This is a genomic window from Candidatus Pelagibacter sp. HTCC7211 (assembly GCF_000155895.1).
Lineage (GTDB): Bacteria > Pseudomonadota > Alphaproteobacteria > Pelagibacterales > Pelagibacteraceae > Pelagibacter.
This window is the reverse complement of the sequence record NZ_DS995298.1, coordinates 102,811-124,636: the sequence shown is the minus strand read 5'-3', so window position 1 is coordinate 124,636 and position 21,826 is coordinate 102,811. Positions and strand designations below refer to the sequence as shown.

The following is a 21,826-nucleotide window of genomic DNA, read 5'->3' as shown; positions in this document are numbered from 1 at the left end:
CCTAAAACTTAATTTTTTTAAATATTTTAGACTCTAAAAAATTTTTAAATAAGATATTTTTTTTATCCTTAGAAGACACAAAAAATTTTTTTTTTGGCCAATTAATGGCCAAATCTTTATCTTTCCAATAAATACCAGTCTCTGAATTTTTATCTCTATAATTTGTGCATCTATAATGCAAAAGAGTATTATTAGCTAAACTGCAAAATCCGTGAGCAAACCCCTCTGGAATATATAAAGAAATATTTTCATTTTCAGATAATTCTACAGTATAAAATTGTCTAAAAGTTTTTGATTTTGGTCTACAATCAAGAGCAACATCGAAAATTTTTCCAGATAGTACAGTTATTAGTTTTCCTTGAGGTTTTTTGAGTTGTAGGTGCAATCCTCTTAGTACATTTTTTTTTGATAAAGAATAATAATCAAATACAAATTTTTTATTTAAATCTTTTTTTAAAAATAATTCTCTAAAATATCCTCGTTTATCATCGAAAGTTTCTCTTTTATAAATTACTAATCCAGGAAATTTAGTTTTTATTATTGACAATTTTTTAGAAATTTTAAAAATGTTTGACAAATATAATCTAATTCATTTTTCTTCATTCCTTGATGGCACCCAAGCAAAATTCCATTCTTCATAACATTATTTGCAATTGCGTCACATTGAGGATGTTTTTTATATGTCTTATTTCTCATAACAGGTTGTTTTAATATATTACCAGTAAAAATTGTTCTCGTCTGAATGTTATTTTTTTCAAAGAAAATTTGCATTTCTTTTCTATTAAAATATTTATTTTCTTTTATTACTAGAGGAAAAGCTAGCCATGGTGTTTTTACATTTTTATATTGTTCAGGTAGATTAAATAAATCATCATAATCTCCAAAAAAATTTTTCAAATAATCAAAATTTTTATTTCTTATATTTATGTTATTTTTTAGCTTTTTAATTTGTTCGATAGCAAATGTAGCTGATATCTCTGAAGGTAAAAAGTTATAACCAAGATCTGAAAATATATATTTTGCATCATAATCAAATCCAGATATTTTAACATTAAATCTATCTTTAATACTTTCTGACTCGTTAAAATGAGCTGAAGATCTACCCCACCCCCTGAGAAGTTTAGCTCTTTGGTATAATTTAAAATCGTTGAAGCAAACTATTCCTCCTGTTCCTGCTCCATTGATAATATGTGATGCATAAAAACTATTTGTTGTTATATCTGAATATTTCCCAGCATTTTTTTTGTCAATAGTATAACCAATAGTATCGGCTGAATCTTCGATAACTTTAAGTTTATGTTTTTTAGCTATCGAATGAATTTTTTTCCAATCAGCTATATTGCCTAGTAAATTTGGAATCATTATTGCAACAGTTTTTTTATTGATGCATTTTTCTATATGAGATGGGTCGGCTAAAAACTTATTTTCTTCTACGCCTATAAAATGAGGTATCAAACCTAATTGATAAATTGGAGCCACAGTAGTTGAAAAAGTCAAATTTGGAGTAATTATCTCTGAATTTTTTTTAAAGTTTAATGATGCAATAGCAAGTAGATTTGCAGATGATCCTGAATTGACCATTAAACCATATTTTTTTCCAAATAAAGATGAAACTATTTTTTCTAAGATTTTAACATTTTTACCATCCACTAGAGATAAACTGTCATTTTTGAGAACTTTAAGAACTGCATTAATCTCTTTATTATCGTAAACAGCCTTACCGTAATAAACTTTTTTCATAAATAATTGTAAGTAAAGTTAATTTAAAATTAAATTCTTTATATTCTCTATATTACTTTTTTTAGGATTCCAATAATTTAATTTTTTATATTTTAATATTTTATCTTTTATTAAAGAGCTTGATAGCCATTTAACTTTTATCTTATTGCTATTACTTTTGTTAATATATTCAACTAAATTAAAAATATTTAGATAATTTGTATTTTTTAGAATATATTTTCCTGGTCGAATTTTATTTTTTAAAATAATTTTTACGGCGCTCACAATGTCTTCAACATTGATCAAATTAAGATATAGTTTTTTTGATATTATTTTTGTTATTTTCTTTTGATTATAATTTTTCCTTAAAGTATTTATTAATTTTTGTCTTTTATCATTTTCTCCAAAAGTATCTACTACCATCAGGTCAATAAAATTAATATTGGGAAAGTTTTTTTTGTAGTATTGTATAATACAGTTAAAACTTTTTTTATAAGCAGCGTATAAATTTTTTGGATTGTTTTCTTTATTATCAATATCTTCCCATGTTGTTGAAAAATTAATAAATTGTTTTGCATTTAAAATTTTTATATTTTCCAATATTATATTTCCCAACATGATATTAGACTCTGCAAACTTAAAAATATCTTTATAGGAATGTTTTTTTTTATAATGAGTTGCACAATGTATAATCGTATTTACTTTAATTTTTTTAAGTTTATTCGAAAGGGAATTATAATCTTTAAATTTTAAGATTTTTATATTATTGGATTTATTAATTATTATTTTTGAGTTAAATCTTTGAAGTACAAATACTTTATTATTTAATTTTATTGCTTTTAAAATATTAGAGCCGATAAATCCAGTTGCTCCTGTTAATAATATATTAGGCACTTTTTTTTATAATTTTTTTTAAGTAATTCGAGTATTCACAATTTCCATAAAATTTTACTTGTTTCATTATTTGAGATTTTGATATCCATTTATTTAATAAAGCAATTTCTTCAAGACAAGCTATTTTTAAACCTTGACGATTTTCAATTGCCTGAACAAATGCTGAAGTTTTATAATAATCTTCTATAGATCCAGTATCAAGCCAAGCCCCACCTCTACCAAGAAATTCCGCAGAGAGTTTTTTTTTAGTTTTGTACTTATTAAGCAAATCAACTATTTCCAACTCTTTTCTTTTTGAAGGTTTTAAATTCTTTGCATACTTAATTACTTTATTATCAAAAAAATATAATCCAGTTACAGCTTGATTTGAAATAAACTTTTTTGGTTTTTCTTTTAAAGCTTTAATTTTTTTGCTTTTTCTGTCAATTTTTGCAACCCCAAATAGTTCTGGATTATTAACTTTATATAATAAAACTTTTGCTCCGATTTTAAGATTAGCACACCTTTTAAGAGTATCTGATAAACTTTGACCATAAAAAAAATTATCACCCAATATCATGGAGACGTTATCTGAACCAATAAATTTTTCACCTAGTATAAATGCATCTGGTAATCCCCTTGGTTTATCTTGTTCTATGTATGTTATTTTAATTCCAAGATTTTTACCATCTGGTAATAATTTTTTGTATTGATCTAGTTGCCCTTTATTTACAATAATTAGAATATCTTTAATTTTAGAGAGCATCAAAATTGACAATGGATAAAAAATTAGAGGTTTATCATAAATAGGTAGTAATTGTTTATTTACTGCTTTGGTTAATGGACTCATTCTTGTTCCTTTTCCACCAGCAAGTATTATACCTTTTTTTATCATATTGTACCGAGCCTTTTTGTTATATGAATTTTTTTTATTGATTTAAAATATTTCTGATTATTTAGATACCATAAAAAAGTTTTTTTAAGTCCTTTATTAATTCCTGTTGAGGATTTCCATAAAAGTTTCTTATTAATTTTATCACTATTCAAAGCATATCTTTTATCATGCCCTGGTCGATCTTTGACATACTTAATTTTGACATGGTTGCCAGGTTTAATATGTTGTGATGAGATATTTATAAGTTTTTTTGTAATTTCAAGATTGTTATAATTTTTATTAGAACCTATATTGTAGAACTCTCCTATCTTACCTTTTTTGAATACTTGAAATAATGCATCGCAGTGGTCTTCAACAAATATCCATTCTCTTGAATTTTTACCATCACCATAAATTGGTAAAGGTATGTTATTAAGAATGTTGTAAATTAGTTTTGGAATTAATTTTTCAGGATGTTGACAGGGACCATAATTATTTGAACAATTTGTTATAATTGCTGGTATTTTAAATGTTCTTACATAAGAAGAAACAAGATGATTTGATGATGCTTTACTTGCTGCATAAGGTGAGCTAGGTTTATAAGGATAATCTTCATTGGATCTTCCTTTTATAATATCACCAAATACTTCATCGGTAGAAATATGTATTAATTTAATTTTTTTATATTTTTTATAATGTTCCCTGAAAGCCTCTAGTAAATTAAATACACCCACTATATTGCTTTCTATAAATGATTTTGGTGAGTCTATCGATCTATCCACATGTGTTTCTGCTGCAAGATTAAAGATAGCGAGGGGCTTGTATACTTTAAAGATATTAACAAGTTTTTTTTTATTATTAATGTCACATTTAATGAATTTGTAATTTTTTTTTGGAAGATCTTTTAAATTAAAAAAATTAGATGAATATGAAACGTTATCAATATTGATGATTGAAAATTTTTTTTTTAAAAGTAACTTTATTAAATTACTTCCGATAAAACCTAAACCGCCAGTGACAATTAAATTTTCTTTCATTTTTTAAGTATCGCAATATATTAGACATTGTAAATGAATTATAATCAAATTACTGTTGGTATTGTTACTTTTAGAAGTGAAAATGTTATTTTTAACTGTCTTAAAAGTATTAAAAAAATTGAAAATATAATCATTTTAGACAATTCAAATGATGAAATTTTAAAAAAAAAAATTAAAAAAAAATATCCAAAAATAAAAATTATACTATCAAAAAAAAATCTAGGTTATGGAGCCGCAAATAATAAAATTATTAGAAAATCAAAAACTCCTTTTGTATTCATATTGAGTCCAGACGTAGCTTTAAAAAAAGATTGTGAGAAGAATATGTTAAAAAGTATCAATAAATTAAAGAATAATTTTTCAATTATATCACCTATTTCACAATATAAACATTATGGTTATCTAGACAGCGATATAAATGAAACTGAAGGTGTTCAAGGTTTTGCAATGTTAGTAAATAAAAAAAAAATAATGCATTACGGCATGTTTGATGAGAACATTTTTTTATATGCTGAGGAATTAGATTTATGCAAAAGGCTCAGATTAAATAATGAAAAAATTTTTATAAATAAAACTGCTAAAGTTTTTCATTTAGGAGCAAAATCAACAAATATTGGTTTTGAATTTGATAAATGTCGAAATTGGCATTGGGGTTGGTCAAAAGTCTATTTTGAAAAAAAATATTTTAATATTTTTTTAGTTTATTTAAAATTTTCTTCTTTATTATTCATACAACTATTGAAGATTATTTTCTATATTGCTTTACTTAATAAAAAAGAAGTCATAAATAAATCAATGAGATTCTCTGGTGCACTGAATTCTTTATTAGGCAGAACTTCTTGGTATAGACCAAAATTTAATTTTGACAGATGAAATTAATGAATAAAATTTTAATAATTGATCCTGGAAAAGGCTGGGGCCAGTTTGTTTCTAAAATGTATTGCTATCAAAAATTAGCTAATCACTTAAACTCAAAAATAATTTTTTTTACAAAAAAGTCAACACAAGCTGAACACTATTTAAAATCACTCTCTTTTTGTGAAGATGTCCTATATATAGATGAGCCAAAAAAAGGAATTAAATATATTTTTAGTAATATTAAATCAATAATTAAAAATATTAAAAAAATAAATCAGTTTCAAATTGAGCAATGTTATGTTTTTCACCCTTCTTTAAGATATTTATTAATAGCGTATCTTTCAAATATTAAAGAGATTTGGGGATTAGGATTTAAATTTCAAAATTTTTTTTTAAAAAAGAATAAAAGATTTTATTCAAGTTTTTTTTCAAAAACCAAAAGTGATGATGAAGCCTTAGAGGCAGTAAAAAAAATTACCAATTCTCAAAAAATTGACTTTCAACCACTATCTAGTACAGAAAATAATTTAAGAGACACTGTTGGAATAATCATTGCAGCTTCTGGAAATGAAAAAAGATGGGCTATAAGTAATTATTTGAAAATCTTAAAATTTTTGAAAGAAAAAAATTATAAAAAATTTTTAATTATAAGTGGATTAGATCAATCAAAAGATGAGAATTTAATAAAAGAAAAGTTTATACAAAATACAGATATAATTTTTACATCAGATAAAAAGATTAGCGATGTGATTCCGTATTTAAAAAAATGTAAATTCTGCATAGGTAATGACACTGGATTTTCCCACTTATCTGTTAATTTAGATGTAGAAACGCTAGTTATTCAGGGTGATTGTCCACCTCAATCTTACTCAAAATTATTGAAACACGTAGATATTGAGTCAAATGTTAATCGTTCACCTACATCAATACACACAATAAAAATTGAAAAGGTTTTGGATGAATTATCAAAACTTTTAAATAGGAGAGGTGGCCGAGTGGTTGAAGGCGCACGCTTGGAAAGCGTGTAAAGGAGCAATCCTTTCATGGGTTCGAATCCCATTCTCTCCGCCATCAAATAAACTTTATTTTTAGAGCTTTATTTAACTATTTTAGCAAACTTTGTTAAAGATAATTAAGCATTTTTCTATAAAAATGTTATAATTTTTTTTTCCTAAAATTAAAAAAATGACAAACAAAAATACATATCAAGCAGATTCCATAAAAGTTCTAAAAGGTCTTGAAGCAGTTAGAAAGAGACCAGGAATGTATATCGGTGATACAGATGATGGAACAGGTTTGCATCATATGGTTTACGAGGTAGTAGATAATTCCATTGACGAAGCACTAGCAGGCCATTGTAAAAATATAAATGTAAGAATTAATTCTGATGGAACAATAACAGTAAATGATGATGGAAGAGGTATACCAGTCGACATGCATAAAGGAGAAAAGAAATCTGCAGCCGAGGTTATTATGACCCAACTTCATGCAGGAGGAAAATTTGACCATGATTCTTACAAAGTTTCAGGTGGATTACATGGCGTAGGTGTTTCAGTTGTAAATGCATTGTCAGAAAAATTAAAATTAGAAATTAATAGAGATGGAAAAAAACATTTTATCGAATTCAAAAATGGAGAAGCAATTGCTCCATTAAAAATAGTTGGAAAATCAAAGAACTCAGGCACTCAAATAACTTTCTTACCATCTAAAGAAATATTCTCTTCAATAAAGTTTAGTGCAAATATTTTGATTAAGAGAATGAGAGAATTAGCTTTTTTAAATAAAGGAATTAAAATTATTTTTACAGATGCAAGTTTAAAAAAAGAAAAAGTCTCAGAATTTAAGTTTGATGGTGGTGTACTTGAATTTGTAAATTTTTTAGATGAAAAAAGAGAAAAATTACAAAATAAAAATGGTAACGATTTATTCAAGAAACCGATTTATATAGAGGGAAAAAAAGATAATATAGAGTTAGAATGTTCGCTAAAGTGGAATGCAAGTTATGCAGAAGATATATTTCCTTATACAAATAATATATTTCAGAAAGATGGTGGAACACACTTATTAGGTTTTAGAAGTGCGCTGACAAGAGTTGTTAATAAATATGCTAACGAGCATAACCTCTTAAAAAAGAATAAATTGGCAATATCTGGAGATGATATAAAAGAAGGACTTACTTGTGTATTATCCACTAAAATACCAGATCCAAAATTTTCATCTCAAACAAAAGATAAATTAGTTTCATCTGAAGTTAGAATGATTGTAGAAACAGTCGTCAATGAAAAATTATCTATATGGTTTGATCAAAATCCGTCGGTAGCAAAAATTATTTTAGCAAAAGTTATTCAAGCTGCAATGGCAAGAGATGTTGCTAGAAAGGCAAGAGAAAATGTAAGACGTAAAGGTGCCCTTGAATTAAGTGGATTACCTGGAAAATTAGCTGATTGTCAGATAGGCAAACAAGAAGGCACTGAATTGTTTATTGTTGAGGGAGATTCAGCGGGTGGATCAGCAAAACAAGGAAGAAATAGAGCTAATCAAGCAGTTTTACCTCTTAGAGGTAAAATTTTGAACACTTATGTTGAAGATCTAAGTGTAAAAAAGAATGGAAACGGAGATGCATCTGAACAACAAAGAACAAAAGCTTTATCAAAAATGATCTCCTCAAACGAAATAGTAACTTTAATCAATGCGCTAGGTTTGGATCCAAAAACTCAAGAGATAGACTTAAAAGATCTAAGATATGGAAAAATTATTATCATGACCGATGCCGACGTTGATGGTTCACATATTAGAGCTTTGCTATTAACTTTCTTTAATAACAAACCTTTTAATAAATTAATAGAAAATGGGCATGTTTATTTGGCACAACCGCCACTATTTAAAATTAACAAAGGCACTAAAGGAATTTATATCAAAGACGAATTGGAATTGGAAAACTACATAGTGAAAAATAGTAAAGAGCTGAAAAAAATTAAAAAGGGATCAAAAGAATATATCAAAGAATTAGAACTAGAAAAATCAAAAATGAATATTCAAAGATTTAAAGGACTGGGTGAAATGAATCCGGAAGAATTATGGAGTACAACCCTTGACCCTGAAAATCGAAATTTACTTCAAGTTCAATATTCTAAAGATTTAAAAAAAGATCAAAGTTTAATTCATACTTTAATGGGTAATGACGTAGCTTTAAGAAAAGATTTTATAATCTCTAATGCAATAAATGTACAAAATCTTGATATCTAAAAATGAAGTTTTTTGAAACTTCAAAATATCATTCTTTTAAAAAATCTACATATATAAGTTTAAGGTGGATAGGAATAGCAGGACAATTTATTGCAGTTAACTTTGTATTTTTTATTTTAAATTTTGATTTTAATGTACTTGTTTCAAACTTAACAATATTTTTTGGTATCCTAAGCAATTTATATTTAATCTTTATTTATAAAAAAACACAATTATCAGATAGATCAGCATTTATATTTTTAGTTATTGATATTTTTCAATTAGGTATTTTGATTTATCTGACGGGAGGAGTTTCTAATCCTTTTGTAATATTTTTGTTAATTCCAAGTGTTTTTTCATCATCCAACTTAAGTTTTGTAACCAATTCTTTGCTTGTATCTTTAACTACTATAGTAATTATTTTTCTTACATTTTACTCAAATAATTTACCTGGCCCAATCAGTGGTCATTTTCATGTAAGCCCATATTATTATTACGCTATCCCAGCATCGTTAATAATAGCTCTATTTTTTTTAAATTTCTTTGCGATGACATTTGGCTCTCAATCTCGCCTAAGAAAAGAGGCGCTTGCAAAAATGGAAGAAGTAATGGCAACAGAACATGAGCTTTTGTCATTAGGAGGACAAGCTGCAGCTGCCGCTCACTCGTTAGGCACACCACTTTCTACAATTAAGATAATCACTCAAGATTTGTTAAGACAGTTTAAAGGACAAAAAGAGGTTGAAAAAGATATTGAGTTATTATCTAGCCAAGTTGAAAGATGTAATGAAATCTTAAAGCGTTTAACTATTGATCCTGTTGAAGAAGATGATTTTATCGATAAAGATCTTACCATGAGAGAATATTTGTCAGAAATTATCTCATCATTTAGAGAAATTAGTAAAAAACAATTTATCTTTAATTACGATCAAGACTCAAATGTTAAAAAAATAACTAAATCTATAGAAATAGTTTATGGTTTAAGAAATTTTGTTGGAAATGCTAATAAGTTCTCTAAAGGTTCAGTTTATATAAACCTAAAAAGTGATAGTGAAATAACAGAAATCACAATTGAAGACGATGGAAATGGGTATCCTAAAGATGTTTTGCCGAAAATTGGGGAACCCTATTTAAGCTCAAGTTCACAAGAAAAATCTAAAAAAGGGTTAGGACTTGGATTATTTATTGGAAAAACTCTTTTAGAAAAAAATTTTGCATCGATTCTTTGTAGAAATTCAAAAACTAGAAGTGGAGCTGAAGTGATTATTAAATGGAGTAACAGAGATTTATTTAAAATTTAGTGAAACTTTTTTTTTGTGTCAAATAAAGAACTTAATTGAGATATCATCACATCACCTAATTCATTAACATCAGTAATTTTAATTGCTCTGTTGTAATATCTTGAAACATCGTGGCCGATTCCGATTGCTAAAACTTCTATTTCTGTTTTATTTTCGATAAATTTTACCATTTTTTTTAAGTGCTTTTCTAAAAAATCACCTGAGTTTACAGAAAGAGTAGAGTCATCAACTGGTGCCCCATCAGATATGACCATTAATATTTTTCTTTCTTCTTTTCTCTTTTTTAACCTGTTGTATGCCCAGGAAATTGCTTCTCCGTCAATATTTTCTTTAAGTAACCCTTCTTTTAGCATCAGACCTAGATTATTTTTAGCTTGTCTCCAGTGAGTATCTGCGCCTTTGTAAATTATATGTCTTAAATCATTTAATCTTCCAGGTGTCTTAGGTTTTGAGTTTTTGTTCCAATGCTCTCTACTTTGTCCACCTTTCCAGTTTTTAGTAGTAAAACCTAATATTTCTACTTTAACCGAACATCTTTCCAAGGTTCTAGAAAGTATGTCAGCACATATTGCTGCTATTGTAATTGGTCTTCCTCTCATTGAACCAGAATTATCAATAAGTAGAGTCACAATTGTATCTTTAAAATCTAAATCTTTTTCTTTTTTAAAAGAAAGGGAATTATATGGATCCATTATAATTCTTGGTAATTTCGAACTATCAAGCAAACCTTCCTCTAAATCAAATTCCCACGCTCTATTTTGTTTAGCTAAAAGTTGCCTTTGAAGTTTATTTGCAAGTTTAGTAATTACATCTTGAAAACCAATTAATTGCTGGTCTAAAGTTCTACGAAGTTTAACTGCTTCGTCTGCATTTTCTAAATTTTCAGCTTTTATTACTTCATCGTATTGTGTTGTAAAAATTTTATAATCTAAGTTTAAATTTTCAATATTCTTTTGAACTATTTGCTCTGAGCTTTGTTCATCAGACTCAACATCTGAAAGTTGTTCATCAAGATTAAATTCATCAACGTTATAGTCTGCATCTAATGAGGCTTGTGTTTCATTTTCATTATTTTCATCTTTATTGTCTTCAGTTTCTTTATCTTGATCATCATTTGAAGGATTATCTTGTCCTTGATCTTGATTTTCCTCTCTTTTTTCATCGTTTTCATCATTTTGAAAAATATCCATTTCATTTAAGATTTGAGAAAATCTGGAACTATAGTTATTTTGATCTTCAAGATTATCTTGCAAAAATTTCTTATGTTTACCTACTGATTGGTCAAAATCATGTTCCCAAAAATTTAGTATTTTTGTTGTTAAAGGACTTAACTTTATTTCGTGAAAATTTTTAAGCATATATAGCTCAAATGCTTCTGTCACAGGTACATCTTCTTTAGTTTTTAATTGATCTTTTCTTTTACTATTTATTATATATGAGTAATTTTCTTGAAAATTTTTTTCAATCCCTTTGAGCATTTTTCCACCCAAAGCCTCATATCTTATTTTTTCTGCTATATTATACAGTGATCTAGAAGAGTTATTTAATGGAAGATTTTTTTTGTAAATTTGGTCGTTAGAAAATTTTTTTTTTAAAGCAGCAGAGTCTGTTTCAGCTCTTAATCTTATAAAATCACTAGGATTTGTTAAATCATTAATTTCAATTGAATTTAAATCTTTATTTTTTTTTTCTTCTGAAGTTTTATTTATTAACTCAAAATCATCAGAAATTACTTTTGCAGTAGAGGTTAATGCTAATCTAAACTTTTCTTTAAGCCTGGTTATTTTATCACTCATTTAGATTTGAATATTAATCAATGACTCTGGTAATTCTTCTCCAAAACATCTTTGATAATACTCTGCGATAGTATTTTTTTCAATCTCATCACATTTATTTAAAAAAGTCACTCTAAAAGCATAACCAGTGTCTTTAAAAATCTCAGAATTTTCAGCCCAATGCATAACTGTTCTTGGACTCATTACAGTTGATATATCTCCTGCAATAAAACCTTTTCTAGTTAAAGATGCTACCTTTATCATATTGGCAACTTTTTCCTTACCTTTAGCGTTATTAAGATTTTTATTTTTGGCTAAAACAATATCTAGCTCTCTATCAAGACTGAGATAATTAAGTGTTGTAACAATATTCCATCTATCCATTTGCCCTTGGTTGATCTGTTGTGTTCCATGATAAAGACCTGTTGTGTCACCTAAACCAACAGTATTTGATGTAGCAAATAATCTAAAAAATTTATTCTGTTTAATAACTTTATTTTTATCAAGAAGTGTAAAATTTCCTTCAGCCTCTAAAACTCTTTGAATTACAAACATTACATCTGGTCTACCCGCATCATACTCATCAAAAACAAGTGCTACTGGATTTTGAATAGACCATGGTAAAATACCTTCATTAAATTGAGTAACTTGTTTACCATCTTTTAATACGATGGCATCTTTTCCTATCAAATCTATTCTACTTACATGGCTATCTAAATTTACCCTGATACAAGGCCAGTTTAATCGTGCTGCAATTTGTTCTATATGTGTAGATTTTCCCGTTCCATGATACCCTTGCACCAAAACTCTTTTGTTAAAAGCAAAACCAGAAATTATTGCTAGCGTAGTGTCTCTATCGAATTTATAAGTCTTATCAATTTCAGGGACATATTCATTTTTTTTTGAAAATGCATCTACTTCCATTTCAGAATCGATTCCAAAAGTTTGCTTTAATGAAACTTTTATGTCCGGCTGCGTGTCAAGATTTGGTGTCAATTTTTTCTCTATAAGTATTTTTAAGTTGTGTATAAGCTAAAGTGATTAGTTTTAGTTTTTCTTCATATTTTTTATTTCCGGCATTTATATCTGGGTGAAATTTTTTGACAAGTAATTTGAACTTATCTTGAATTTTTTTCCATTTTAAACCTACTGAAACACCTAATATTCCAAAGGCTTTAATGTCTTTATGATTAAATTTAAATTGACGCATATGATCATATTCTCCATTAATCTTATCTTTATCTAATTCATCTCTTAAAGTGTTATTCCAAAGAACTTTAAAAAAAATATCTGAAGAACTGAAGCTTTGTGTGGGTTTATGCCAAATCATATCTGATTTTAAGAAATTTAAAACCTGGTCATCATTCATACCTGAAAAATAATTCCAATTTTTATTAAATTCTTTTACATGTTCAAGACAAAGCATTCTATATTTTTTGCTATTATCTTTTTCCACTGGAGCTTTATATTCACCAATTTCATTACAATTATTCCAGTCACAAATATTTTTCATGATATATAATAATATTTATGGATATAAATGAATTAATTGCAATTGTAAAAAAAAAGCTTGAAGAGAAAATTAATATTGAAAGTATAAGAATTGAGGATAAGTCTTTCCTTCATAAAAACCATGCTGGAAATAAAGAAGGTAAATTCCACTTAAAAATTCATCTTAAGTCAATTGAACTAAAAAAAATGAATAGATTAGAAAGTAATAAAAAAATTTATAAGATATTAGATGAAGAACTAAAGATGTCTATTCATTCAATACAAATATTAATTAGTTAATTCACTTTTTAAAAAATTTGCTATCATTTTTTTGGTATATTCTTTATTGATTAAGGGGGAGCCAATTTTTTTTAATAAAACTAAACTAATTTTATCTGAATTATTTTTCTTGTCTTTAAGCATAAAGGATAAAATTTTACTTAAATCCTTAAAATTAAAAAACTTATTTATTTTTGACGGTAAATTCGAATTGCTTATATGATTAATAATTAAATTATGCTCTTTTTTTTTAAGCAAATTATTCTTAAAACTAAAATTTAAAGCAGTTTTCATTCCAAGTATCACTGCTTCACCGTGGTTTAGCCTTTTTGAGTAGCCTAAAGATGCCTCATATGCATGTGCAAATGTATGCCCAAAATTTAGAGTTTTTCTAAGTCCTTTTTCTTTTTCATCTTTTTCAACAACATTTTTTTTAATTTTACAACTTTCGTAAATTGTTTTTTCTATAAACGGCGAAGTAAGGCTTAAAATTTTTTTACTATTTCTGTTTAAATAATTAAAAATTTTTTTATCAGCAATTAAAGAATGTTTTAAAATTTCGCCATATCCACATATTATTTCTCTTTTCGGAAGTGTTTTTAACAATTGAATATCAGAAACAACCAAATGAGGTTGATAGAAACTTCCAATTAAATTTTTTCCATATTTAGTGTTAACTCCAGTTTTTCCTCCAATTGAAGAGTCTACTTGCGATAAAAGGGTTGTTGGAACATTTATAAATTTTAGTCCTCTTTTGAACAAACTAGCAGCAAAGCCACTAATATCTCCTGTAATTCCGCCACCAATTGAGATTAGGCAATCTTCTCTAGAAAAGTTTTCTTTTAAAAGAATATCTAAAATTTTATTAATACTATTTTGATTTTTATTTTTTTCATTTGCATTGAAAATAAAAATGTAGAGTTTTTTTTTGCTTAAAGATTTTTTTATTTTAGAAATAATTTTTTTTGATATATTTCCATCTATAATAAGAAGACATTTTTTAAAATTAACTGAATTATTTTTTGCAATATTTGCTAAATTTGAAACTAAATTAGATCCAATTATAATGGGATATTTTTGGCTTTTAGTATCTATCTTTAATTTAATGGGCTTCATAAATATTTAAAATTTTTTTAACAATTTCTTTCTTAGTTAAGCTATCACATTCAATTTTATATAAAGCTTTTGAATAAATGTTAGACCGTTTTTTAATTAAATCAATAATTTCATTTTCAGAAGCATTTGACACCAAAGGTCTTTTTTTACTATTTTTTATTCTATTCACCAATATTTTATCACTCCAATTTAACCAAAAAGATAAATGATTTTTTATTACCTCTTTTCTAATATTTCTATTTGTAAATGCACCACCCCCAAGAGATATAACCACAGGCTTTGATTTTAGTTTTTTTAATGTAATTTTTTCCTCAAATTTTCTGAAATAATTCTCACCTTTTGTTTCAAATATTTTTTTAATCGACAATCCTAGCTCAGTCTCAATTTCATTATCAATATCTATAAAATTTAATTGTAATTTTTTTGCAACTAAAGAGCCAATAGAACTCTTTCCTGATCCCATCATCCCTAAAAAAATTAGATTTTCTTTTGATTTCATAAGTTTCTTTATTGAAAAAACACAAATATGTCTTAATTTGAAATTATCTAAAGTTATATGGAATTTAGTAAAAATACAAGTTCAGGCAAAACTAATGTAATAGGATTAGTAATTAAATCTATTCTTGGATTAGTAGCAATTTTAGGTTTGGTTTTTTTTCTAAATACAATTGATTTTCCATCCCCAAAAAAAGAAATAAAGAAAATTATCCCTAATGAGAATTTTAAAGTGGTTAAATAAAAAATATTTATCAATAACAGTCATATATTTACTATCTTCATTTTGTGCATTAGCAGAAGATCAACCTATAGATATTTGGAATATAGAAAAAAAATCAAATGAGACAATTTCAGCAACAATTTCAACAATTGAAAATATAGAAGTTAAAAAAGAGGGTAATATTTATAATTTACAAGCTGATAATAAAAAAGAAACTGTAAAACTAGATAACGAACTCACTTCCAAAGAAATTAAGATTGTTGGATTATATGATCCTGCAGACTATGGACTAAGTATTGATATGTGGTCAAATTCAGATGGTGTAACTCTTAAAAAACTTTTTAAAAATATAGATAATTATGATCTTTCAAGTGATGCATCAGAAATTCTTAATATTGCATTACTCACTAATACTTACTATCCAAATAAAAGTATCACAGAGGATGAATTTTTAAATTTTAAATCTAATTGGTTAATTAAAGATTCAAATCTTGAATTAATAGAAGAATTTCTTATTAAAAATCAAGCTACCAATCTACATCCAGAATTAACGAGATATATGGTTGATAACTACCTTTCTAAATCTGATGTAAAAAAATCCTGTGAAATTTTCTCTAAGATAAAAGAACCTCTTGAAAATGAATATTTATCAAAATTTAATTTATATTGTTTAATAAATTATGGAAAAAATGAAGAAGCTCAACTTATATTAGATTTAAAAAAAGAATTAGGTTTTAACGATGAATATTTTGAAAATAAAATTAATTATTTGTTTGGATATTTAGAAGAAGCTAACAAGGATATATCTGAGAATTCTATTCTTGATTTTCATTTAGCTCATAGAACAAATCCAGAATTTAAATTTGAACCAAAAAAAGATACTCCAAAATTAATTTGGAAATATTTATCAGCTTCAAATTTATTATTTAATATTAAAGATATTGAAATTACTGATATTGAAAAAATTTCAATAATTGAAAAAGCAGTTCATGATAAAAATTATTCTGAGGAAGAATTATTTGAATTTTATAAAAATTTTCAATTTACTATAAATCAATTACTAAATACTAAACAGACTTATAAATCTCTTTCATCAATTGAAGCAAAAGCTTTAGTTTATCAAAGAGTACTTTTAACTGAGGAACCAAAGTTAAAACTAGAGTTAATGAAAATTTTAAAGGATATATTTATATCAGAAGGATTGGATAATGCTTTTGATTTAGAACTAAAAAAATTTTTAAAAATAATAAAACCTGAAGATGTTCCTTCAAATTTTACAACTTTTTATAGTGAAAATATAGAAGGCAGTGCTTCAAGTAAAAAAAGAATTAAATATAATAATAAAGTTTTACACCAATCAAAATTAGTAAATTATTTTAATGGTGATTACGCTAAATCTAAAATTGAAGAAGATTTGAACAAATACCTAAAAAAGATAAAAAAAAATAAAAAATATGTTTTATCAAAAAAAGATATAATTTTTATTGAGGCATTAAAATCTGATGGAATTGAAATTTCAAAAAAATATGATGATCTGTATAAAATTAGCGCAACTGAAATGCCAGCAGATATACAGTTAATGATAGATAATAAAGAGGTTGGTGCAGCATTATTAAGGGTTATTGAAGTTATTGGTTCTGAGAGAATTGAAGATATTGATGATGACACAGTTTATTTCATAATTAATACGCTTAACCAATTAAATGTAGATTTAATAAGAAATAAACTTCTACTTAAAGTTCTTCCTTTAAAAGTTTAAAATTTATAATAAAATAATACTATTTATGACTATTAAAACTATCATAACCGAGCCTAATCCATTGTTAAGACAGGTATCTAAACCTGTTGATCAAGTAGGCAAAGAGGAACAAATATTAATGGATGATATGTTGGAGACAATGTATGACGCACCAGGTATAGGGCTCGCAGCAATTCAAGTTGGTGTTCCAAAAAGGATAATAGTGATGGATATTAGTAAAGAAGAAGGGAAAAAAGAACCAAGGTATTTTGTAAATCCTGTTATTAAAAATAAAGATTCAATAAAATCAACATATGAAGAAGGATGTTTATCTGTTCCTAACCAGTTTGCAGAAATAGATAGACCAAGTAAATGTGAGGTAGAATATTTAGATTATCACGGAAAAAAGCAGTTATTAAAAGCAGATGGATTACTAGCAACCTGTATACAACACGAAATGGATCATTTAGAGGGTGTGCTTTTTATTGACTATTTATCAAAATTAAAAAAATCAATGATAATTAAAAAGTTATCAAAATTGAAATCAAATACAGCTGTACTTTAATTAATGCCTAAAAAGATTGTTTTTATGGGCACCCCAATGTTTGCAGTACCAATTTTAAAATCTTTGTATCAAAATGGATACCCTATCTCAAATGTATATACACAACCTCCTCAAAAATCTCAAAGAGGACAAAGAATAAATAAATCACCAATACAGGGAATAGCAGAGACTTTGAATTTGGATTTTAAAACACCAAAATCATTAAAAGATAACAATGAAGAGTATGAGTCTTTTAAAAAGATAGAAGCAGATCTTGTTGTAGTTGTTGCTTATGGACAAATTATACCAAAAGAATTCCTGAGTTTATCTAAAAAAGGTTTTATAAATATTCATGCATCAATACTTCCAAGATGGAGAGGTGCAGCTCCTATACAAAGATCAATCATGAACTTAGACAAAGAAACTGGTGTAAGTATTATGAAAATAGCAGAGAAGCTTGATACGGGTCCAGTATGTAACACTTATAAAATAGATTTAGACAATAATTTAAATGCTCAGGATATTGGAGAGAAACTTTCTTTATTAGCCGCAGAAAAAATTTTAGATAATATTGATGATATATTAGATGATAAGGCTACTTTTATTGAACAAGATCATTCAAAAGTAACTTATGCGTCAAAAATTCAAAAGTCTGAAGGAGAAATTGATTGGACAGAGTCTGCAAAAAACATTATTGGCAAAATTAATGGTCTGTATCCAACACCTGGTGCTTTTTTTATATATAATGGCGAAAGATATAAGATATTAAAAGCAGAAATTGGTAATGGAATTGGAAATCCAGGAGAAGTTATTTCTGATTATCTAGAAATTGTATGTGGAAAAAATCAATCAATAAAGATTACCGAAATACAAAGACAAGGAAAAAAGCCTCAAAATATTGGTGAATTTATCCTTGGTTCTCAAATAAAAAAAGGGTCTAAAGTCTAAATGATAAGATATCAACTGCTTATTGAGTATGTAGGTACAAATTTTAGAGGATGGCAAATTCAAAAAAAAGGCGCAACAATTCAAGGTCTAATTCAAGAAAAACTCACGAAACTGTTAAAACAAAAAATAATTTTAAATGGTTCTGGAAGAACAGATACTGGAGTTCATGCAATTGAACAATCTGCTCATTTTGATTGTAAAAATGAAATTAAAGATTTAACAAAATTTTTAAAATCTATTAACTTTTTTTTAAATGATAAAGGTATTGCAATTAAAAAAATAAAAAAAAGAAGCAATAAATTTCACTCAAGATTTTCTGCAAAACAAAGAATTTATAAATACATAATTTTTAATCAAATTAGTGAACCTGTAATAGAAAAAAAAAGAGGTTGGCATGTTAGAAAAACTTTAGATTTAAGTTTAATTAAAAAAGGTGCAAAAAAACTAGAGGGAACTAATGATTATTCTACTTTTAGAGCATCTAGCTGTCATGCTAAAAGTCCAATTAAGACTATTAAATCTATCAAAATCAAATCGTCTAAAAATAAAATAGAAATAGAATTTAAATCTCAATCATTTTTACAACAACAGGTAAGATCCATGGTAGGTTGTTTAAAATATTTAGGTGAAAAAAAATGGGATTTGAAAACTTTTGATAAGATATTTAAATCAAAAAAAAGAGTATTATGTGCACCACCAGCACCTCCAGAGGGACTTTTTTTAGCGAGAGTGATTTATTAATTTTTTTTTATTACTCATTGCAAATTTTTTATTAATTCGCCATCTAGACTCTGCTCTGACTATATAGCCACAACAATTTTTTGATTTACATTTGCATTTAAATTGTTTGTAATTTTCATCATATCCAAAACCATAGTCACATGTAAATTCTTCACCTTTTTTAATATCTTTAATGGCCTTAACCCATATCTTAAGTCCTTTACCATCATAATCACAATTATTATCACAGGAGTGATTTATTAAACCAGCAGTGTTCCAAGAAAAATCCCCATCAAGATCATATCTTTTATTTATTGTGAATAAATAAATAGGTTTATTATTATCATATTTATCTGACTCTTCAGTTTCTTTTTTAGTAATTAGTTTTCCGATATAATCAATTATTTTTGTTCCAGCTTTTATATCTTTTGTTGCGTAAAGGCCTCGACCTTTTTTATCAATGTCAGATTTTTTAATTCTATACAATTTCATTACATTTTTTTAGAGAGTTATTAAAAATTATCAATTAAATTCTATTAAAGCATCTACATGTCTTTGAGTACTATCTTGTAGTGCTTTTAAATCATACCCACCCTCAAGAATTGAAACCACATTTCCGTTACAAAATGGTTTTGAAATTTCCAAAGTTCTTTTTGTTAAGGTATAAAAATCCTCTGAACTTAATCTTAATTGAGCCAAAGGATCATCAATATGTGCATCAAAACCCGCAGAAAATAACAAAAATTCAGGCTTAAATTCTTTAAGTTTATTTAAAACATGCTCGTACGCATTAAGATATTCAACAGCTGTTGTACCTGCTTCAAGAGGAATATTGAAAATATTATTATATTTACCTTTTTCTTTTTCAGATCCTGATCCGGGATAATAAGGATACTGATGAGTTGATATGTATAAGACTTTTTCATTATCATAAAAAATATCTTGAGTTCCATTTCCGTGGTGTACATCAAAATCAATGATTGCAATTTTATTATACTTATATTTTTCGATAAGATAATTTGCACCTACAGCAACATTATTATAAATACAAAATCCCATTGCTTTTTCTTTTTCAGCATGATGCCCGGGTGGTCTAACAGCACAAAAAGCATTTTTGAAATCTTTATTCTGAACACCTTCTATTGCAGCAAGTATTGAACCAACTGCATCTTTAGTGGCATCTTTACTACCCGGTGAAACAACTGTATCACCGTCAAGAAAATTAAATCCATTTTGTGGAAAAGATTTTTGTACTTGGTTTATATAATCCAATGAATGAGTTTTTATTAAAAGATCTAGATCAAAGTTAGTTGGTTTTTTCCAAATTAAATTTTTATTATCTAACTTTTTAAAGTTATCAATTACTGCAGTAACTCTATCTATTTTTTCAGGATGACCTTCACCTGTATTATGGTTTTGATAAGTATCTGATGTTACTAAACCAGTTTTCACTTAAAGTAGTTTTTTAAGATATTAGAATAAATTAATGTTAATTTTTTTAAATCTGACAATGAAACTGCTTCATCTACTTTGTGCATAGTTTTTCCAACTAAACCAAACTCTAAACAAGGTGCTATTTTTCTAATGAATCTCGCATCAGAAGTTCCACCAGTTGTAGATAACTTAGGTTTAATCTTTGTTATTTTTTTAATTTCATCTCTAATCATATAAGTAGTGTCATTTGGTTTAGTCAGAAAAGCTTCTCCTGAGACACTATAATCAATATTAAACTTTGATTTATTTTTTTTACATATTCTTTTAATAATTTTATCAATTTTCTTTTTAATTGAATTTGAAGAATGTTTGTTGTTAAATCTGATATTAAATTTTGCATTAGCTGATCCTGGTATCACATTATCTGCAAAATTATCTATATTGATTTTGGTAATTTCAAGATTTGTGGGTTGAAAATCTTTTGTACCATTATCAAATTTAATTTCTTTAAGTTCTTTCAGTATTTGAATTAATGCCGTTGAAGGATTATTTGCTCTGTCAGGGTAAGCAACATGTCCTTGGATACCAATGATTGTTAATTTTCCAGTCATACTTCCCCTACGACCAATTTTAATCATTTCACCCAATTTATTTGGGTTAGTTGGCTCTCCAACTAAACAAAAATCTATCTTTTCTTTTTTCTTTCTTAAATATTTGACTACTTTTTTTGTACCATTTATTGCAACTCCTTCTTCGTCACCAGTAATTAAAAGACTAATAGAGCCATTAAATTGTCTTTCTTTTGAGATGAAATTGCTTACCGCTGAAACAAAAGCAGCAACAGAACTTTTCATATCATTCGCGCCTCTTCCGATTAAAAAACCTTTTTTTATAGAGGGCTTAAAAGGATTTACGGTCCAATCTTTTAAATTCCCTGCTGGAACAACATCAAGATGACCAGCATAGCAAAAATTAGGCCCTTTATTTCCCAGTCTTGCGTAGAGATTTTTTACAGGCTTACTGTTTTTCTCTTTAAATTCTAAAATTTTTGTTTTGAACCCAAGAGTTTTAAGTTTTTTTTCTAAGAATTTCATTATTCCAGCGTCAATAGGTGTTACAGTTGGAAATTTAATTAGTTCTTTAGCTAATTGAAGTTCGTTAATAGTGGCCATTATA

At 26.6% G+C, this 21,826-nt stretch carries 23 protein-coding genes and 1 tRNA gene; 11 read left to right on the top strand and 13 right to left on the bottom strand.

Annotation, left to right across the window (positions count from 1 at the left end; translation table 11 throughout):
- Position 1: 1 nt before the first annotated feature.
- The 5 genes from rfbC to rfbB are packed head-to-tail and all read right to left on the bottom strand — an operon-like array spanning position 2 to position 4,503.
- Positions 2 to 547 (bottom strand): dTDP-4-dehydrorhamnose 3,5-epimerase, encoded by a 546-nt coding sequence (gene rfbC / locus PB7211_RS00670; RefSeq protein WP_034399198.1) that lies wholly within the window; start codon positions 545 to 547, stop codon positions 2 to 4.
- On the bottom strand, positions 538 to 1,740 hold the full coding sequence (locus PB7211_RS00665; RefSeq protein ID WP_008544996.1) for a DegT/DnrJ/EryC1/StrS family aminotransferase: 1,203 nt from the start codon (positions 1,738 to 1,740) through the stop codon (positions 538 to 540). Before PB7211_RS00665 ends, rfbC begins: the two co-directional genes overlap by 10 nt.
- A gap of 18 nt (positions 1,741 to 1,758) precedes the next feature.
- A complete protein-coding gene (locus PB7211_RS07815; RefSeq protein ID WP_008545137.1) occupies positions 1,759 to 2,613 on the bottom strand; it encodes an NAD-dependent epimerase/dehydratase family protein in 855 nt (284 codons plus the stop codon).
- A complete protein-coding gene (locus PB7211_RS00655) occupies positions 2,606 to 3,487 on the bottom strand; it encodes a sugar nucleotidyltransferase (protein ID WP_008544815.1) in 882 nt (293 codons plus the stop codon). Before PB7211_RS00655 ends, PB7211_RS07815 begins: the two co-directional genes overlap by 8 nt.
- Positions 3,484 to 4,503 (bottom strand): dTDP-glucose 4,6-dehydratase, encoded by a 1,020-nt coding sequence (gene rfbB, locus PB7211_RS00650; RefSeq protein WP_008544817.1) that lies wholly within the window; start codon positions 4,501 to 4,503, stop codon positions 3,484 to 3,486. Before rfbB ends, PB7211_RS00655 begins: the two co-directional genes overlap by 4 nt.
- A gap of 33 nt (positions 4,504 to 4,536) precedes the next feature.
- Between rfbB and PB7211_RS00645 the strand changes: the two genes are divergently transcribed.
- The 5 genes from PB7211_RS00645 to PB7211_RS00630 all read left to right on the top strand — a co-directional run bounded on the left by PB7211_RS00645 (position 4,537) and on the right by PB7211_RS00630 (position 9,887).
- A complete protein-coding gene (locus tag PB7211_RS00645) occupies positions 4,537 to 5,376 on the top strand; it encodes a glycosyltransferase family 2 protein (protein ID WP_008546081.1) in 840 nt (279 codons plus the stop codon).
- A complete protein-coding gene (locus PB7211_RS08125) occupies positions 5,373 to 6,389 on the top strand; it encodes a glycosyltransferase family 9 protein (protein WP_083780128.1) in 1,017 nt (338 codons plus the stop codon). Before PB7211_RS00645 ends, PB7211_RS08125 begins: the two co-directional genes overlap by 4 nt.
- Positions 6,343 to 6,432: transfer RNA gene (locus PB7211_RS00640), tRNA-Ser, on the top strand. Before PB7211_RS08125 ends, PB7211_RS00640 begins: the two co-directional genes overlap by 47 nt.
- Positions 6,433 to 6,546: 114 nt before the next feature.
- Positions 6,547 to 8,607: a DNA gyrase subunit B gene (locus tag PB7211_RS00635; RefSeq protein ID WP_008545184.1), complete on the top strand. Its 2,061-nt coding sequence runs from the start codon at positions 6,547 to 6,549 to the stop codon at positions 8,605 to 8,607.
- Between the two features lie 2 nt (positions 8,608 to 8,609).
- A complete protein-coding gene (locus PB7211_RS00630; RefSeq protein WP_008545189.1) occupies positions 8,610 to 9,887 on the top strand; it encodes an ActS/PrrB/RegB family redox-sensitive histidine kinase in 1,278 nt (425 codons plus the stop codon).
- On the opposite strand, the gene PB7211_RS00625 is transcribed toward PB7211_RS00630, so the two are convergent.
- From PB7211_RS00625 to PB7211_RS00615, 3 genes are read right to left on the bottom strand one after another with little or no spacing between them, the layout of a single operon-like run.
- On the bottom strand, positions 9,884 to 11,683 hold the full coding sequence (locus tag PB7211_RS00625) for a cobaltochelatase CobT-related protein (RefSeq protein ID WP_008544918.1): 1,800 nt from the start codon (positions 11,681 to 11,683) through the stop codon (positions 9,884 to 9,886). The genes PB7211_RS00630 and PB7211_RS00625 overlap by 4 nt on opposite strands.
- Positions 11,684 to 12,658: a cobaltochelatase subunit CobS gene (gene cobS, locus PB7211_RS00620; protein WP_034398680.1), complete on the bottom strand. Its 975-nt coding sequence runs from the start codon at positions 12,656 to 12,658 to the stop codon at positions 11,684 to 11,686.
- The gene (locus PB7211_RS00615; protein WP_008545714.1) at positions 12,642 to 13,175 is read right to left on the bottom strand and encodes a J domain-containing protein; all 534 of its coding nucleotides are present in this window, start codon (positions 13,173 to 13,175) and stop codon (positions 12,642 to 12,644) included. Before PB7211_RS00615 ends, cobS begins: the two co-directional genes overlap by 17 nt.
- 17 nt (positions 13,176 to 13,192) lie before the next feature.
- On the opposite strand from PB7211_RS00615, the gene PB7211_RS00610 reads away from it, so the two are divergent.
- Positions 13,193 to 13,453, top strand: a complete 261-nt coding sequence (locus tag PB7211_RS00610; RefSeq protein ID WP_034398677.1) for a BolA/IbaG family iron-sulfur metabolism protein — start codon at positions 13,193 to 13,195, stop codon at positions 13,451 to 13,453.
- On the opposite strand, the gene aroB is transcribed toward PB7211_RS00610, so the two are convergent.
- Positions 13,442 to 14,548: a 3-dehydroquinate synthase gene (aroB, locus tag PB7211_RS00605; protein WP_008544391.1), complete on the bottom strand. Its 1,107-nt coding sequence runs from the start codon at positions 14,546 to 14,548 to the stop codon at positions 13,442 to 13,444. The genes PB7211_RS00610 and aroB overlap by 12 nt on opposite strands.
- Positions 14,535 to 15,047: a shikimate kinase gene (locus PB7211_RS00600; protein ID WP_008545277.1), complete on the bottom strand. Its 513-nt coding sequence runs from the start codon at positions 15,045 to 15,047 to the stop codon at positions 14,535 to 14,537. The genes aroB and PB7211_RS00600 overlap by 14 nt, the downstream gene beginning before the upstream one ends.
- 57 nt (positions 15,048 to 15,104) lie before the next feature.
- On the opposite strand from PB7211_RS00600, the gene PB7211_RS00595 reads away from it, so the two are divergent.
- Genes PB7211_RS00595 through truA form a run of 5 tightly spaced genes read left to right on the top strand, consistent with a single transcriptional unit; the run spans position 15,105 to position 19,237 of the window.
- Positions 15,105 to 15,287, top strand: coding sequence for a hypothetical protein (locus tag PB7211_RS00595; protein WP_034398674.1), 183 nt, complete (start codon positions 15,105 to 15,107; stop codon positions 15,285 to 15,287).
- Entirely contained in the window at positions 15,262 to 17,025 is a 1,764-nt protein-coding gene (locus PB7211_RS00590; RefSeq protein WP_008545319.1) for a hypothetical protein, read from the top strand. Before PB7211_RS00595 ends, PB7211_RS00590 begins: the two co-directional genes overlap by 26 nt.
- A 25-nt stretch (positions 17,026 to 17,050) precedes the next feature.
- Positions 17,051 to 17,569, top strand: a complete 519-nt coding sequence (gene def, locus PB7211_RS00585; protein ID WP_008545128.1) for a peptide deformylase — start codon at positions 17,051 to 17,053, stop codon at positions 17,567 to 17,569.
- Positions 17,570 to 17,572: 3 nt separating this feature from the next.
- Positions 17,573 to 18,496, top strand: coding sequence for a methionyl-tRNA formyltransferase (gene fmt / locus PB7211_RS00580; protein WP_008544863.1), 924 nt, complete (start codon positions 17,573 to 17,575; stop codon positions 18,494 to 18,496).
- A complete protein-coding gene (truA, locus tag PB7211_RS00575; RefSeq protein WP_034398670.1) occupies positions 18,497 to 19,237 on the top strand; it encodes a tRNA pseudouridine(38-40) synthase TruA in 741 nt (246 codons plus the stop codon).
- Here truA and PB7211_RS00570 read toward each other — a convergent pair.
- Genes PB7211_RS00570 through dapE form a run of 3 tightly spaced genes read right to left on the bottom strand, consistent with a single transcriptional unit; the run spans position 19,217 to position 21,822 of the window.
- A complete protein-coding gene (locus tag PB7211_RS00570; RefSeq protein ID WP_034398668.1) occupies positions 19,217 to 19,708 on the bottom strand; it encodes an SET domain-containing protein in 492 nt (163 codons plus the stop codon). The genes truA and PB7211_RS00570 overlap by 21 nt on opposite strands.
- A 30-nt stretch (positions 19,709 to 19,738) precedes the next feature.
- Complete coding sequence (locus tag PB7211_RS00565) at positions 19,739 to 20,668, bottom strand: histone deacetylase family protein (protein ID WP_008544711.1); 930 nt, start codon at positions 20,666 to 20,668, stop codon at positions 19,739 to 19,741.
- Positions 20,665 to 21,822, bottom strand: a complete 1,158-nt coding sequence (dapE, locus tag PB7211_RS00560; RefSeq protein ID WP_008545032.1) for a succinyl-diaminopimelate desuccinylase — start codon at positions 21,820 to 21,822, stop codon at positions 20,665 to 20,667. The genes PB7211_RS00565 and dapE overlap by 4 nt, the downstream gene beginning before the upstream one ends.
- Between the last annotated feature and the right edge of the window lie 4 nt (positions 21,823 to 21,826).